A 17,460-nucleotide genomic window follows, 5' to 3' on the forward strand; every position below is an offset into this window, starting at 1 on the left:
GGGTTAAGTTTTTTTTTCAGCCACCCGCGATTCCTGGCTCATATATTCAACAATTTGAGCAAGGGTGCGGAGTTCGGCTAACTGTTCTGGATTCACCGGCGGCAAATCAGGGAATAACTCCTGCATTGCTCCCAAGATTTCCACCCGCTTGATCGAGTCAATCCCCAAATCTGCTTCCATATCCATCGAAAGCTCTAGCATTTCCGTGGGGTAGCCAGTCTTCTCACTGACTACTTCTAACAGGGATTGGATTAGAGCATTCGCCTTCTCCTGGGAGACAAATCCGTTTTCTGCCTTCGCTGAAACTGCTGCCGCTGGAGCAGAAACCTCGACCTCTGTTGATGGCGCTTTGTTGCCCATATATTCAACAATTTGAGCGAGGGTGCGGAGTTCGGCGAGCTGTTCTGGATTTACTGGCGGCAAATCAGGGAATAACTCCTGCATGGCTCCCAAGATTTCCACCCGCTTAATCGAGTCAATCCCCAAATCCGCTTCCATATCCATCGAAAGCTCTAGCATTTCCGTGGGGTAGCCAGTCTTCTCACTGACCACTTCTAACAGGGATTCGATCAGGGGGGTCAAATCTACCGATGGCGCTGTTACAGATGGGCTAGAGGTTGTTTCGATGACCGATGGCGCAACTTCTACCTGCTCTGCTTGAGCGATTTGATTTTGCAGACTTGCCTCTACTTGGAGAGCCTGGGCTGGCTGCGAACCATTGCTGGAAACAGGTTGGGATACTGGCACCGAGGCAAGGACGGCATCTGGCACAGGCATCGGCACGACAGCCGGGGTAGTGGGGGCAACAACCGAGTACTGTAGTTTGTCAGAGATTCCTTGTCCGTTTTGCCCTTGTTCCAAGTTCCGAACGGGCGCTAGTGACGCCTGACCATTCACAACTGACCCATTGGCACCGTTACCAGCACCCAAAAGGGAATAATGTTGCTGCATGAGCTGGAAAAATCTTTGGGAATATTCCAACTGATTTTTCAGGTATTGTTCGTGAACTTGCTGGCTGGCAGCTTGATGTTCGTGAAAGCGCATCATGTTGCGCTCTAAACTTTCTAGAAGACCCTGATTATTTACAGAAGATTGTGGCATGGGTTGCGCCTCTGATTTGGTTGCGGGTGGAACTGGTATCGGCTCTGGCATTTTGACTTGGGGAATTACGGGTACGGGAATTACGGGTTTAGGGCTAGGGATTGGGGCGATGTGTGGTGTTGGTTTCGGGGCTAAAGATTTCTTCGGCTCCTGTGTCAATTTCCCATTCCTGTTTTCCCTTTCTGGATTTCCCTTGATTTGGTGTCCGTTTTGCAAAGCTTGTTCAAAAGCAGCTTTGGTTTTTTCACTGACATAGTTAGCGCCGTTTAAAGGCACATTCAATCTCTTCTTTTGCTGAGAATTGGATGCTTTTGGTTTAACTAGGTAAGGATCGAGGTTTTGTAAAGACAAGCCAGCCACGCGCAACTGAACAAAGGCTTCGCACAACTGGCGCTGGCTATCTCCTTTGCTACTGGCATTCAAGGCGATCGCTAAATGGGGTCGATCTTCGAGGATATTCTTCACCAGATTGGTCAGGATATTCCTGGGACCAATTTCGACAAAGAAATATCCCCCGGCTGCGTAAATATTTTCAACTTCCTGCTTAAAATGCACAGGATTGACAATATGTGCAGCTAAGGTTTGTCCGATGGTATGGGAATTGTCTGGATAAAGATTTCCGGTTGTATTGGAGTATACCGGGATTTTCGGCTGATTGAAAGTAACGCGATCCAGCACCTCTGCAAACCGTTTTTGAGCGTGAGCGACAAACGGTGAATGGAAAGCTGCGGAAACGGGTAGTAAAACAACCGAATACCCAAGCTGCTCCAATTTTTGCTGGACTTTGGCGATTTCTCCCTTCGCCCCCGCTAATACCACCTGATTGTTAGAGTTCCAGTTGGCAATGGTGATTTTGGGGAAATTCTCGACAACTTCTTTGACTTTATAAATATCCCCTTTCACCGCCAGCATCATGCCGGTATCAACTTTTGGATCGTCGGGGAATGCCATCGCTTGACCTCTGGCTTTGACGAGGAAAAAGTAATCTTCGTCATTCAGAACGCCCGCCGCCCATAGTGCTGTCAGTTCCCCGAAGCTGTGCCCTGCCACATAATCAGGCTTGAACCCTGCCTCTTCTATAATCTTGTAGAGACCAAAACTCAAGGCACCAATTGCGGGTTGGGCATTTTCGGTCTGTTGTAATGCCGCAATTTGGGCATCCTTTTGGGCGTTGTCAAAAACAGGACACGGGAAAACGACTTGGGAAATCGGTGGCAACCCATTCTTGCCCAGGTATTTGTCCATATCGCTGTAAGCTTGGCGAAGCTGAGGGAAGTTAAGGACAAGTTCCTTACCCATCTCCAAATACTGCGAACCTTGCCCCGAAAACAGCGCCACTACCTTCCCTTGGGGGTTCAGGCTAGTTTTGCGGTAATAGATTCCTTTGGGATGCTCCCACGATTGGGCTTGCTGTTTGTTTTTCAGTAAGTCAATCGTAATCTGCAATAATTCACGCGCTTCTGCGGCAGAGGTGGCGACAAATCCCACTCTGGCTGAGACAACGGGAATTTTTAAACTCGCAGCGCTGACAAGTTCTGTGTAATGTTGTGTGCCGCGATCGCTTGCTAATTGCGACTCTAGGGTTTCACACTTCGCCAATAATTCTCCTACTGTTGGAGCATCCAGCAGAATGGTCGCTGGCGTACTGTGTAAACGATAAGCCTGTTGATGTTCCCTTTGATATTCTTCGAGGACGACATGATAATTCGTGCCTCCAAAGCCAAACGCACTGACCCCTGCTCTTCTTGGCGTTTCATCATCAATGCCAAGCCAGGGTCTGGTTTCGGTATTCAAATAGAAGGGTGAGTCTTCTATTTTAAGTTTAGGGTTGGGTTGGGTAACATTAATCGTCGGGGGTAATATCTTATGGTGCAAAGCCAAAGCCGTTTTGATCAGGCTGGCTGCACCTGCTGTTGCTTTGGTATGTCCAATCTGAGACTTAACGCTCCCCAAGGCAATATGTTGTTTTTGGGAGTTGTTTTGGCTAAAAACTTCATTTAAGCCTGCAAACTCTGTCGGATCGCCAGCGACGGTTCCTGTACCATGAGCTTCAATCAGACCGACTGTTGAGGGTGCAAATCCAGCATCTTCATAAGCTCGACGCAACGCTACGGCTTGCCCTTCCGAACGAGGAGCATAAATGCTCTTAGATTTGCCATCGCTGGAGGTGCCCATTCCCTTGATGACGGCATAAATGCGATCGCCATCTCGTTCGGCATCTTCAAGCCGCTTGAGAACCATCATTCCCATGCCTTCACCCAACAGCATCCCGTCGGAATTTATATCGAAGGGACGAGAATTCCCTTCTTTAGAAAAGGCAGGCGTTTTACTAAAGCACATATACATGAAGATCGAATTGTCGGCATCCACACCGCCCGCGATCATCATGTCGCTACGATACTCGGTCAATTCACTCAAAGCCATCCGCAGGGCGCTTAATGACCCGGCACAGGCTGCATCTACAACACAGTTAATTCCTCCTAAATCTAGGCGGTTGGCAATTCGTCCGGCAATCACGTTCCCCAACATGCCCGGAAAAGAATTTTCCTCCCAGCCGATATAGGCAAGTTTTATCTTCTCAATAATCTTTTGGGTATCTTCGTCAGATACACCACTGTTTTTAAGAACCTTCTCCCAAACGGGATATTGCAAACGGGCAGTTAGCGGCGTAATTAGTTTCTGCCCGCCCCCTACGCCCAGAATGACGCCTGTGCCTTTCCGATTAAAATCTCTGGATTCACCGTAACCAGCGTCTTCCATTGCCTGTTTGGCAACTACCAACGAGAGCATTTGGGCGACATCTGTCACCTCTAGAATATTGGGAGGCAACCCAAATTCCATCGGATCAAAATCAATATCCGGGATGAATCCGCCTCGTTTGCAATAAGTCTTATCCGGTGCCTTGGGATCTGGATCGTAGTAGTCCTCAATCCGCCAGCGTGAGGGAGGAACATCAGAGATGCAATCGGTTTTTGTAATGATATTTTCCCAATACTCTTCTAGAGTCCTGGCTTGCGGAAAAATGCAACCCATTCCGATAATCGCCACTGGTGTTTGTTGCAGTTGCCGCTTAATTTTGTTGTTTATCAATGATTTATCAGACTTCATTCCTCAACCTGACGCTAGTGACGTTCCTGGTTCAAAGGGTTATGATACCAAGTTATTCCGCTTTAGTGTAGTTGTATATCCACTCAATTTAAACCTGTGGAAGTTTGCTGTTTATTTTCACACGAGTGGGTACACCCAGCTTCATATTCTCAGCTTGGGCGAAAGCTTTGTAGGCTGCACGGAGATAGGCAAAATCAGGAATTTAAATAATAGCAATTTCAGTCCCTTGAAGCAAGTTAACTATTTTAACAAATTTTCTTGTGCTTGAGATTTTATGTTATAATGACTTGATTTTTTGAGTTCTCTGCCAAGCCTTGGGTACAGGGTATAAAGCTAAGGGATCGTGGTTAAAAAAAATTTTAGGGGTTAAAACCCAGGCACAGTAGAACTTAGAGTATTTAAAATTGGTAATTTAGAATCGCAAGTACGCTGAAACTACAGGTTTCAATTTTTTACAATTTAAATTTGATTCAATTTGAAAAGGTAAAAGAGTGTATTTATTTTAGTTTTGATTTTAGAATTTACAGAAAAATAGGTAAGTTTCTCTTGTTCAACTTTTTATTAAAACAACGGTTAAAACAACAAAAATACTTTTTAAATTTATTAAGCGTTGTAGTAAAAATAAGGTCTGCTATCACTTTAAATTTAGCTATATTTATTGTTATGTATGAAGAAAACCTTTAAATAAATGTGATGCTATTAACTACTGATGCCAACCAAAGTATGCTTACACATAGCTATTTTATTTCCAGCTATGTGTAAGGGCAACTACCAAAGTGTTGAGATGCCGCTGTTCTTTGTGAATAGTTGTGCTGTAGTTTAAAATATATCTCCAATAGAATGCAATTCGAGTTGAGGGATGGGGGGACTGACTTGGCGTTTATTTTTTAGTTAAAACTTGATAATGATTGCGTACACTCCAGACCCTTCAACCATCAAGCAAACAACGTCCTTCAATTAGGCGCTTTGTAAATCAAGAAACCAAGCCACAGGTATACCTACGCATTCTTACTGAATTACTCCGCGCCAAGCTCGCCAAAATTTGGCGACCACCAGTTACCTTTTTTACTCTCAAAGAAGGCTACCTCTTTGCATTTATTTTGTTTGGTTTTCGGGTTAGAGCAACGCAACATCACCTTATCTTGACCATTTTTGGTGTATTTGTAACGCTCTAGGGAAGAGCCACAAATCGGACAAGAATGCTGAGAAGGCTTGTCAGAACGCGCCGGATTTTTCCGCTTAGCGTCAGGCAATTCATACTCTAGCGTGGATACGTTAAAAAACATTACAGCACCGCAGCCATTATTGCGCTCATCACAGCTCAAAAAATGGTCTGTTTGAAGTTTTTTAGACTTCGAGTAAACCCTCGTCATTGGATGTTTGCATTTCGGACACCGAATATTAGTAAGTTCAGACCGAGTCTCCGGGCTAGTATCGGTGCGAGTATCCGGGGGTTCACAAACAGGTGGAGTGACCTTAACTCGGCTTGGATTCGTTACAGTCGGCATAGAAACGGGAATTTTTGCCCCGGCTTTCTTGAGTGCTGGGGCAAAATAGTCGCGGTTCCAGCTAGTCAAATACTTTTGCCAGTCCAGCTTACCGTGAGCGATCGCATCCAATTCCCGCTCCATCTTTGCCGTAAAATCTGCACGAATCAGCTCAGGTAACACCCGACCCAAGAACTCATCCACTTCCATCCCTAGCTGGGTCGGAACGAGCAACCCCTTCTTCAGAACCACATACTCCCGCTCTTTCAAAGTCTTTACCGTCGGAGCATAGGTGCTAGGACGCCCAATCCCCTGTTTCTCCATCACCTGAATCAACTTAGACTCAGAATACCGGGGTGGTGGCATCGTCTGCTTCTTATCGGCATCCGCATGGGTACAGGTCAGTGGTTGCCCTTCTTTGAGAGTCGGCAACACTTGATCTGAACCAATATCTCGCCAGTAGCGCAGATAGCCCTCAAACTGTAGCACCTGACCCAAAGCTTGCCAAGTAACGCTACCAGATTTGGTGACAATTTTCGTCTTCAGGAGTCGCGCTGGTTGACACAGAGAAGCGATCGCGCGTCGCCATATCAAGTCATACAATCCAGCTTCTTCTGGTGTTAACTCTGCTTTAATGACGGATAGTAGCCGGGTAATCTCTGTCGGTCGAATTGCCTCGTGCGCCTCCTGGGACAGCGCTGCACTTTTGCGAACAGCCGCCTTTTGGGGGATATTCTCGGGGTCATTTTTTTCCAGATACTTCCGCACCGAAGCACAAAACTCCTCAGATAAAGTTGGGCTATCTGTACGCATATAAGTGATGTATCCTTGCTCGTACAGCTTCTGCGCCACTTGCATCGTTTTCTCTGGATTCAGCTTTAAACGCGCTCCTGCTGCCTGCTGAAGGGAACTGGTGGTAAATGCGGCGGGTGGTTTTTTAAAACTCACTTTACCTTGGGTGCTGACTACCTGATGAGGATGACTCTTTGCCGTCGCCACCAGTTGATCCGCCTGAGTTTGTGTTGTCACTCTGGTTCCTTCAGCAGCTTTTTTGCTATCAGGAGACTCAGAATCATCGGTTTCCTCTACTTCAGACTCCTCGGAACGATTCACTTGTCCGGCATAAAAGGCTCGAAACCCCTCGGCGTAGTCAACGTAAACAGACCAGTAATCTTCAGGAACAAAGGCTGTAATTGCTCTCTCGCGATCGCATAATAGGTGCAAGGTTGCGCTTTGAACCCGACCGACTGACTTGGCTCCGTTTTTGAGCGACCAAATGAGAGGGGAGCCTCTGAAGCCAACCAGCTTGTCGAGACACGTCCTCAAAAGAGCTGCATCTACTAAGTTCTGGTCGAGGGGACGGGGTTTGCTCACTGCTTTTTTAATCGCAGTTTCTGTAATCTCGCTCGTCACCACTCGCCGGGGATTCTTAACCTTGAGTTCTCGTGCCAGATGCCAAGAAATGACCTCACCTTCCCGGTCTGGGTCTGTTGCAAATATAACTTCGGTTGCTGATTTAACCGCTTGTTTCAGTTCGGTGAGAACCTTTTTGCCTCGGTCGCCACGAGGGACAAATCGACAAGTAACGCGATCGCCTGATAGGTCAAAGCCCAGTGCATCTTCCCCGTCTTTCGCTAGCTCAACAACATGACCCATGCTTGCCATCACTCGGTAGCCAGAACCAAGGCTTTTCTGCCATTTCTGCCGTTTGCCAGGACTTTCAATTAAAACAAGTTTCATACTCTGTCCTCCAAAAATTTTTAATTCTTGCTTTAAGAAGGATGACTTAGCTAGGCATTTTAGGGTATAAGCTACTTGCTGCATGAACTCAGGTAAATGACATCACCTCCCCCCGATCCACGTTCCTCTCGGCTTGGCTTTGATGAGTTGATTGGCATTGTTGTTGCCTTCGGCGTGATTGGCACGATTTTCTTCTGGTCAATTGGTAGAAGGGAGCCAGGGTTGAATTTGACCGGATTGCCGACTCCTGACGCCACGGCGAGTCCAAAGCCAGCAGCGCCGCTACCAACAACGGTGATACCCGGAGAATCGCCCACCCAGCAAACGGTTCCGGCACCTTCTGCTTCACCGAGCGACCCAAACTCAACGCTACTCATACCGGACGATCCAAACACGGTATCGGGAAGCGTCCCGATTATTCCCGTACCCGTACCCGCGCCTTCCGCCCCAGCGCCGTCAGTCGCCCCCGCCACAGTACCCGCGCCTGCGCCTTCCGCCCCAGCGGCGGTTGTTCCCGTACCAGCCCCCACAGCTTCTGCCCCAGCTAAACCGATCAACTTTTCCGATATCCCCGACAATTACTGGGCGCGTCCTTACATTCAAGCGCTGGTTGAACGCAACATCCTCGCGGGTTTCACCGATGGCACTTTTCGCCCCGATCAACCGATCACTAGAGCGGAATTTACGGCTCCGTTGCGGAAAGCTTTTGGTCAAAAACCGGCTCAGAATGCTTTGAATTTTAAAGATGTCCCCTCTGGGTACTGGGCTGAAGCTGGAATCAAGCAAGCTGTGGCAACGGGTTTTTTGAAAGGATATCCGGGAAATCGGTTTCTCCCAAACCAAGAAATTCCGAGAGCGCAAGTTTTGGTTGCGCTTGCTAGCGGCTTAGGGCTGAAACCACCGTCCAATCCGGCTCAAGCTTTGCAGACTTATCAAGACGCCAAGGAGATTCCTAAATACGCGACCCAAGGTGTCGCAGCGTCTACAGCCGCCGGTCTTGTGATTAACTATCCGAATCAAAACTTGCTCAAACCGAATCAAGCGGCGACTCGTGCTGAGGTAGCTGCTGCAATTTATCAAGCTCTAGTACAAGCCGGACAAGCACAACCCATTTCCTCTCCAGCCGCTGTGCAGCCACAATGAGGGAACCATCGTAGGGGCATGGCATTGTTCGTTTGAGCGAAGCGTTTGGCGACACGCATCAAATTCGGTTTTGGAAGTTGCGATCGCCTTTATACCCGGATAGCTCGGCGAGTTCTTCTAAAGAAAGCAAACCTGAGTAACGCCGCCCCTTAATTTCCCAAGTGGGAAAGCCTTTGATCTTTGCCTTTGTGCAGAGGTCTGGACGCGGATTTTTACCGCCCGCATCGCACTCAATGTAGTTTATATAACCAAGCGCCTCTTTTGGAAACAGTTCTTTCTGTTTTGTGCAGAAAGGGCACCAATATGCGCCGTAAAATTTGGCTTTGGTGCGCTTCAAGTGGCGTGCTAAACCCACTTCTGCTGTAGTAGCGGCGCGATTCGAGGATTTGGTTGGCTGGAGTGCTGATTCTGTATATGGATCGGATGAACAGCCAGCAATTAATGCCAGTAGAGCGATCGCAGTAGTGCGGATGATAACCGCGCTAAGGTCAAATCTTTGAAGTTGCATAGCTCTCAGTTGGGTAGATGTTCGGCAATCAGCAAAGTTTACCTTTTGTTTTCATACCATTTTGCTTTACCGTTGCCCAATCTAAATTTCTGCAACTACCAATAAATAGAGACGCAATAAATCGCGTCTCTACAATCTAAACTCAAAATCTTAACTCAAAAAACTCCTCAGCCTTAGCGACCATCAACTGACCAGTGGGGCGGGTCATTTGCTAGCTTAAATACGCCATAAGATGCACCCACACTATAGAGAGCTGTATTGTTGGCACCATTCGTGGGAGCGCCAATATTCACCAGGGTGCCATCTCTCTTTTTTATTTTTAGAATTCCTTCCCAGGTAATGTTCCAATCGATGGCTAGCCTTTCAGTATGGCGAGATCTTAGAGCCACCGGATTCCCCCCAATCCCGAATTCATCTACCATCAGTTGTGCAGCTTGCACAGCTACAGCGTTCGTATAATGTACCCATTCAATGTCAACTCCCGCCATATTTGGTACATTTTCTGCTCTGATTTCTCCTCGACTAATCCGAGCCGAATAGTGCATCATATAAGCTCTTTGTGGAGGTCGATAGGTAGCGGCAATAATGGTTTGGGCACCCGCATCAATTAAAGCTTTTTGAAAAGCTGCTACCTTTTCTCGGAAAGGCGAAGCTAAATCAGAAATCGAGCGGCTAGTCGGAAAGTTGTCATACCAATGCGGACCACTCAAGCGAAATCGGATTCTTTTGGCATAGGCGTTGAGGATATCCATTGCTGGGATAAAATCTGCGCCTAATTTCTGCTTAGTCGTTGCAGAAAGTAGATTTTCCAATTCATCACGCAAGCGCACATCTCTTTGGAGATAAGCTTGGGCTAACCCTTGGCTACTTCTCGCTCCAAAGTCTCCATCTACGGTTAAGTCGGGAACCAATATTGTATTCAAGCTCTTTTGTAAATCTTTAACCTCTGCCTCGCCAAAGCGCAGATAAGCAAGCAACATTGCCGCCGTAAGATTGGGAACTTTATAAAGAAAACCGTCGCTCAAAGCTTTGGTGTAGGTGGTATTATCCACAACTCCATTAACCGGCAAGTTATTTCTTTGCTGATAACTACGGGTAGCTGTATCGCTAATCTTGCCAAAGTCTCCATCAACGGTTCCTATCGGATAACCAGCCTCTTTTAAAAAGCTTTGCCAAGAACTGACTGCTGCTCCATTAGAGCCTATTTTGAGTGTGGGTAATTTCAGCGCACTGATATTAAAAGCCATAGATTCCACCTGAATTCAATATTGCTAACTTTTCTGTTAACTAGCCAAAAAAAAGCCATCGAGCAAGTCTAGCTTTTGTGCTATTTTAACGCTACAAAAGAACGCAGCCAATGAGAGTTACACTGCTTGTGCGATACACTTGCATTTTATAACTTAATGCTTAATAAGTTTCGATAATATAACTTTAGTTATTATTTCCATCTTCTGTCTATCTTCCTATTTGATTCTAATAATTACATTATTGAAAAATACATTATGCCTAAAATAAATCCTCTAACTTATGATAATTAATAGTTAATTAATTATCTGGCTTTTTTATAAAATTAAATTTTCTTGAACTTGAGGTAGCTTTTATAGTAAAACCTTTACCTAATCTTCTGTCCAGTTTTCAAATAAAAGATTTAAATATTGTTACAAATTGCTACAATATTTAATTGAATCTTATCGTCTTAGAGATTCTACCGGCTAATTTGAAACCGCTGCTGATTTAACACAAATTCCGGATTTTATCTCATCGGTTGTGGAGCATCTGGTAACGAATGTTCGCTTTTTTTAATAAGGAGACTTTATGGCAGACTCTGGAAATCGAATGCGCGATCGCACGCCAGACGATGTAATTATTCAGGCACAGGCGCGAAAACCCATTACAGATCCCAGCCTGGGTATTGCCGTTGAAGTGAGTAGACAAGGAACTCCTAAGCATCGGCTAGTCACGATTGGGGACTCTCTCTCTCACGGCTTTCAAAGTGGGGCAATCTTTAATACTAGCCTCTCCTATCCGATGATGATTGCCAAAGAAATGGGCTGGTCTAACCAGATGCGTTATCCCACCTACGACGGCCCAGGAGATGGATTTCCGCTGAACCTAGAACATCTGGCTCGACAACTCGATCGGGAGTTTGGTGATATCAACTGGTTGGATTTCGCCCCAGCGCTGTTGTTTATACGCCACTACATGGACGATATAGAGGATTATTGGGAACGTGACGCAGGCTCCCGCTTCCCAATTCAACGAGGGATTAATCACAACCTGGCGGTCTATGGTTGGGATTTGCGGAATACCCTGTCGCGTACTGCGGACATTTGCCTAGACATCATTCGGAAAAATCCGCCTAAAGACGATTATCTGCGGCAGGTTGTCGAGTACCATAACGAACGCGCTGCTATCCGAGTTTTGAATTCGGCGCGGGATGCACAAGGCAACGCGCTGACACCACTGCAAGCGGCGGCAGCACTAGGTGCTGAGGGGATGCAAGAAACTGGCGATGGTAACGGCATTGAAACGCTGCTTGTTATCATCGGTGGCAACAATGCGCTGGGTAGTATTCTGACATTTAAGGCGGCTTGGACTGCTGAAGGTTATGACGATATGGCGGTCAACGATCGCTATACTGTCTGGCGTCCAATTCACTTTAAGGCTGAACTGGACAAGCTGGTTGAGGAAGTTAAGCAAATCCGCGCTCGCCATGTAATCTTGGCAACGGTTCCTCACATCACCATCCTTCCTTTTGCCCGTGGTATCAATAAAGACAATGAAGGGAAAAAAGCAAAGCCAGGATCTCGATACTTTCCTTACTACTCCTTGCCTTGGCTTACTGAAGAAGACTTCGATCCCGATAAGCACCCCTACTTGCTAGAGGAAGAGGCACGAGCAATCGATAGTGCCATTGACCAGTACAACGACTTTATAACCGAGGCGGTGCGTCAGGCTCGACAAGAAGGCAGAGATTGGTATCTGTTTGAAATGGCTGGCTTGTTGGATCGTTTGGCATCCAGGCGCTATATTCAAGACCCCCAAGCCAGACCGAGTTGGTGGGATGAAGTGGGTGGTCAGTACGAGTTGCCACCTGAGCTTCAGGCACTTTCACCCGTACCGGACTCCCGCTTTTTTAAATCTGATGCAACGGGTCGCACCCAAGGCGGCTTATTCTCTCTCGATGGCATTCATCCCACAACGATTGGCTATGGCATCATGGCGCAGGAGTTGATTGAGATTATGCACAAGAAGGCGGGGGTCAAGTTTTATGAAAGCGATGGGAAAACCGAGCGGACTGGTGACATCAAAGTTGATTTTAATCGCTTGATTGCCTTAGATACGCTGATTTCTAACCCACCGCGATCGCTCTCTAATGCTCAGAGTTTAATCGGTTTGATTGATAAGAACTTTAATATCTTCAGCGGGATGCTCAGGGCGAGTTACTAAAAGCAATCTGAGGTCGGGGTGGGCTTAGGCGTCCCATCCCCAAGGTTCCTGCTTAAGATCGAAAGTAGGAACCTTTAATCTCTCTGGGCATGAAACGCATTGTTCTAATTGCTGGGTTTGAATCATTCAACGCTGACTTGTACCGGAAGGCAGCTCATTTGGCTCAGGCTAGGTGTCCGGAGTTGGATATTCGGGTGTTTAGCGATCGCGCCCTCACCACAGAACCGGAAGCCGTAGAAGCCGCACTCCAAGGGGCAGATGTCTTTTTCGGTAGTCTGCTATTTGATTACGACCAAGTGATGTGGTTGCGCCAAAGGGTGCAAAATATCCCCATTCGCCTCGTCTTTGAGTCAGCTTTGGAATTGATGAGCCTCACTCAGATAGGCGCGTTCAAAATTGGCGACAAGCCCAAGGGAATGCCCAAACCTGTTAAATTTATTCTCGACAAATTCAGCAACGGTCGAGAAGAAGACAAACTTGCGGGTTATATTAGCTTTTTAAAAGTTGGGCCAAAGTTATTAAAATTTGTGCCAGTGCAGAAAGTGCAAGACTTACGCAACTGGCTGATTATTTACGGTTATTGGAACGCTGGTGGCACCGAAAATGTTGCGTCCATGTTCTGGACGCTGGGAGAAAAATATTTGCAGTTGAAGGTAGGAGAAATTCCGCCGCCCCTTGAAACTCCAAATATGGGATTGCTGCATCCCGATTATCAAGGTTTTTTTGAATCCCCACGGGCATATTTAGAATGGTATCAAAGTAGGGACACGGCACTGCCGTGTCCCTACTCAACTGTTGGAATTCTGCTTTATCGCAAGCACGTAATTACAAAACAGCCTTACATTCCTCAACTAATTCGCCACTTTGAGAAAGCTGGGTTGATCCCTTTGCCAATTTTTATTAACGGCGTTGAAGGTCATGTGGCGGTGCGGGACTGGATGACCACAGACTACGAAATGCAACAGCGACAGCAGGGTAATATTGAAACTCCGTCCCTGTCTGAAGATGCGGTGCCAGTGGAAGCAATTGTCTCTACGATTGGTTTTCCTCTCGTCGGTGGCCCTGCGGGGTCGATGGAGGCAGGACGACAAGTAGAAGTAGCCAAGCGCATTCTCACCGCCAAAAATGTACCCTATATCGTTGCGGCACCGCTACTAATTCAAGATATTCATTCTTGGACGCGGCAGGGTGTTGGCGGATTGCAAAGTGTCGTTTTATATGCTTTGCCAGAACTGGATGGGGCAATCGATCCAGTTCCTCTCGGCGGTTTGGTGGGAGAAGATATTTACTTAATTCCAGAACGAGTTCAGCGTTTAACTGGAAGGTTGAAAAAATGGATTTCCCTGCGACAAAAGCCAACGGCTGAACGTAAAATTGCCGTGATTTTATATGGTTTTCCGCCTGGATATGGGGCGACGGGGACAGCGGCTTTATTGAATGTACCGCGAAGTCTAATTAAATTCCTCCACGCCCTCAAAGACCAAGGCTACAACGTTGGAAAATTACCGGAAGATGGGGAAGAATTAATTCGCATAGTGAAAGAGGCGGATGAGAACCCCACCCCAACCCTCCCCGTTCACGGGGAGGGGGTAAGATTATCTGGAGGGGCTAGGGGAGGCACAAACGTTAATGCTAAAACCCTAGAAGAATGGTTAGGCTATCTACTCACGACCCGCATCGAAAAACAGTGGAAATCCCTCACTGGAACTGGCATCAAAACTTATGGAGATGAATTTCAAATTGGAGGGATACAACTAGGAAATATTTGGATAGGCGTACAGCCACCCTTGGGAATTTCCGGCGACCCGATGCGGCTAATGTTTGAGCGCGATTTAACACCTCACCCTCAGTATGCCGCTTTCTATAAATGGTTGCAAAACGACTTTCAAGCTGATGCTGTCGTTCACTTCGGAATGCACGGAACGGTTGAATGGTTGCCCGGATCTCCGCTCGGTAATACGGGCTATTCTTGGTCTGATATTCTGCTAGGAAATATCCCCAATCTATATATCTATGCGGCGAACAATCCTTCTGAATCAATGTTGGCAAAGCGTCGCGGCTACGGGGTGCTGATTTCCCATAATGTGCCGCCTTATGGTCGTGCTGGATTGTACAAAGAATTGGTGTCGCTGCGCGATTTAATCGCGGAGTATCGGGAAGACCCGCAAAAAAATTACGCCCTCAAGGAAGCGATTTGTAAAAAGATTGTCGATACGGGTTTGGATGCAGATTGCCCTTTTGAGGATTCTAAACGCTTAGGTATTAACTTCTCGCCTGAGAATGCCAGACTGTTCAGTGCAGATGTTTTTAATTCTTACTTAGTAAAACTGTACGAATATCTGCAAGTTCTAGAAAATCGTCTTTTCTCATCTGGTTTGCATACATTGGGGGAACCGCCAACTCCAGAAGGGCTAATTAGCTATTTTGATGCTTATTTTGAGTTACCAAAAGACATTATTGAGGCAGTTGCTAAAGGCGCAGACAAACAGGCAGCACTGTCAGCACACTGGGAATCCTTAAACAAAACATATCCTAATGTTAAATTTCGCATCAATCCTAATCTTCCAGAGTTAATGAATGAAGCGATAAAAATACGTGATTTATTGCAACAAAATAGTGAAGAAATCACTAATTTGCTGCGGGGACTTAATGGCGAATATATTCCGCCTGCGCCGGGTGGTGATTTGTTGCGGGATGGTGCTGGTGTGTTGCCAACAGGCAGGAATATTCATGCTTTAGATCCCTATCGGATGCCTTCCCCAGCCGCTTACGAAAGGGGTCGAGAAGTTGCTAGAAAGATTATCGCCCAACATCTTAAGGAACAGGGTTCTTATCCGGAAACTGTGGCAGTGATGTTATGGGGATTGGATGCGATTAAAACGAAGGGCGAATCTCTGGGAATTTTGCTGGAATTAGTGGGTGCTGAACCTGTTAAGGAAGGTACGGGAAGAATTGTCCGTTATGAATTGAAACCAATTGCAGAAGTCGGTCATCCGCGTATTGATGTGTTAGGGAATCTTTCGGGAATTTTCCGCGATACCTTTATCAACATTATTGAATTGTTGGATGATTTGTTTCAACGCGCCGCTGATGCTGAGGAACCGGAAGACCAAAACTTTATCCGCAAACACACTTTAGCGTTGAAATCTCAAGGCGTAGAAAATGCCTCAGCGCGATTATTCTCTAACCCTGCCGGTGATTTTGGTTCGTTAGTGAACGATCGCGTAACCGATGGTAACTGGGAATCTGGCGATGAATTGGGCGATACTTGGCGCGATCGCAATGTCTTCAGCTACGGTAGAAAAGACAAAGGACAAGCTAGACCGGAAGTGCTGACGCAGTTGTTGCAAACAAGCGATCGCATTGTCCAAGAAATCGACTCGGTTGAATATGGTCTTACCGATATTCAAGAATATTACGCCAACACTGGCGGCTTGAAAAAAGCCGCAGAAAAACAACGTGGTAAAAAAGTTAGCGCCAGCTTCGTCGAAAGCTTCTCTAAAGACACCACTCCCCGCAACTTAGACGATTTACTTCGTATGGAGTATCGTACCAAATTGCTGAACCCCAAATGGGCAGAAGCAATGGCGAATCAAGGTTCCGGTGGTGCTTATGAAATCTCCCAACGTATGACAGCGTTAATTGGTTGGGGAGGGACTGTTGATTTTACCGATGATTGGGTTTACGAACAAGCAGCAGATACCTATGCTTTAGATGCAGAAATGGCGAAAAAATTGCGAGAAGCAAATCCCGAAGCTTTCCGCAATATTGTCGCCAGAATGATCGAAGCAAATGGGCGGGGTTTCTGGCAACCAGATGAGGAAAAATTACAGAAGCTACGTGAATTGTATGAGCTATCGGAGGCGGAAATTGAAGGCGTTACTGTTGATTAATCATAAATAATATGCTAGGGATATATAGAAATTCTTGATTCGGTGCGATACATCTGTAGGGACAAGGCGATACCATGTCCCTACCAAGGTTGATCGAACGTCAGAATCGCGATATATTCCACCCACAGAGGAAACGCTATATTAGTTTTGATTAAAGCAAATTTAAGTATTTTATCGTGATTGTGAAGGATAAAAAATGGTAGATACTAATCAGAATAACGACTTTCCATCTTCTCTTGAATTCTTTTTTAGAGTTCCTCTTTACAAAACATTTGATATAACTGGAGAGAACTGGCCAAAAGTTCTAGATGTCGAATTCTTTAGAGAAACTCTTGATGCATATTGCATAGAGTGCAAAAAAGATAGCACTTTTATACACGACTTTGAGAAACGTACGACTGAGTACAAAAAGACTTATGCCTTTTCCGAAAGAATATTTTGTAATGTTTATAAATGTTCTAGAAATGCAAGCCATAGAATAGATTTTTGCTTTAAAGTGTACAATGAGAAAATCCAAAAGTTTGGACAAGCCCCTTCAATTGCTGACTTAACTTTGAATAAAATTGGTAAGTATAAAAAAATTTTAAGTACAAAAAAGTATAATGAGTTGAGTAAGGCTATTGGTCTTGTAAGCCATGGAGTTGGAATTGGTTCTTTTGTTTATTTAAGAAGAATATTTGAAGATTTAGTTGAACAAGCTCATCAAGAAGCAATAGAAATAAAAAAAGATTCATGGAATGAGGAAACTTATTGCAGGAGTAGAATGGATGAAAAAATAGGGTTACTAAAAGAATTTCTGCCAGATTTTTTATTTAGAAATAGAATTATCTATTCTATTTTAAGTAAAGGAATCCATGAGTTAAGCGAGGAGGAATGTTTAAAATATTTTGATGCAGTCAAAATTGGAATAGAACTAATTTTGGATGAGAAGTTGGAAAGATCGAATAGAGAAGCAAAAACCAAAGAAGTAGAAAAACTACTTTCTGAAATCCATAATGAACTTAAGTGAATTGTTAGCGAAGCGCAACCC

The 17,460-nt window shown here is 45.7% G+C and carries 8 protein-coding genes; 4 read left to right on the forward strand and 4 right to left on the reverse strand.

Annotated features, from left to right (window positions below; genetic code table 11):
* Positions 1-3: 3 nt before the first annotated feature.
* Positions 4-4,209, reverse strand: a complete 4,206-nt coding sequence (locus NC997_RS13070; protein ID WP_199306202.1) for a type I polyketide synthase — start codon at positions 4,207-4,209, stop codon at positions 4-6.
* A gap of 1,016 nt (positions 4,210-5,225) precedes the next feature.
* The gene (gene topA, locus NC997_RS13075) at positions 5,226-7,436 is read right to left on the reverse strand and encodes a type I DNA topoisomerase (RefSeq protein ID WP_190527861.1); all 2,211 of its coding nucleotides are present in this window, start codon (positions 7,434-7,436) and stop codon (positions 5,226-5,228) included.
* Between the two features lie 96 nt (positions 7,437-7,532).
* On the opposite strand from topA, the gene NC997_RS13080 reads away from it, so the two are divergent.
* Positions 7,533-8,579 carry an S-layer homology domain-containing protein gene (locus NC997_RS13080; RefSeq protein ID WP_190527863.1) on the forward strand — a complete coding sequence of 349 codons (1,047 nt, stop codon included), beginning with the start codon at positions 7,533-7,535 and terminating at the stop codon, positions 8,577-8,579.
* Between the two features lie 58 nt (positions 8,580-8,637).
* On the opposite strand, the gene NC997_RS13085 is transcribed toward NC997_RS13080, so the two are convergent.
* Together NC997_RS13085 and NC997_RS13090 are read right to left on the reverse strand one after the other, a co-directional pair.
* Positions 8,638-9,087 (reverse strand): hypothetical protein, encoded by a 450-nt coding sequence (locus NC997_RS13085; RefSeq protein ID WP_190527865.1) that lies wholly within the window; start codon positions 9,085-9,087, stop codon positions 8,638-8,640.
* A 173-nt stretch (positions 9,088-9,260) separates the two neighbouring features.
* Positions 9,261-10,334: a peptidoglycan-binding protein gene (locus NC997_RS13090; protein ID WP_190527867.1), complete on the reverse strand. Its 1,074-nt coding sequence runs from the start codon at positions 10,332-10,334 to the stop codon at positions 9,261-9,263.
* A 568-nt stretch (positions 10,335-10,902) separates the two neighbouring features.
* On the opposite strand from NC997_RS13090, the gene NC997_RS13095 reads away from it, so the two are divergent.
* From NC997_RS13095 to NC997_RS13105, 3 genes are all read left to right on the forward strand, one after another.
* Positions 10,903-12,537 (forward strand): hypothetical protein, encoded by a 1,635-nt coding sequence (locus tag NC997_RS13095; RefSeq protein WP_190527869.1) that lies wholly within the window; start codon positions 10,903-10,905, stop codon positions 12,535-12,537.
* A gap of 89 nt (positions 12,538-12,626) precedes the next feature.
* Positions 12,627-16,430: a magnesium chelatase subunit H gene (gene bchH / locus NC997_RS13100; protein ID WP_190527871.1), complete on the forward strand. Its 3,804-nt coding sequence runs from the start codon at positions 12,627-12,629 to the stop codon at positions 16,428-16,430.
* A 196-nt stretch (positions 16,431-16,626) separates the two neighbouring features.
* The gene (locus NC997_RS13105; RefSeq protein ID WP_190412764.1) at positions 16,627-17,439 is read left to right on the forward strand and encodes a short-chain dehydrogenase; all 813 of its coding nucleotides are present in this window, start codon (positions 16,627-16,629) and stop codon (positions 17,437-17,439) included.
* Positions 17,440-17,460: the final 21 nt, after the last annotated feature.

The organism is Trichocoleus sp. DQ-A2 (assembly GCF_039961915.1).
GTDB lineage: Bacteria > Cyanobacteriota > Cyanobacteriia > Cyanobacteriales > FACHB-T130 > FACHB-T130.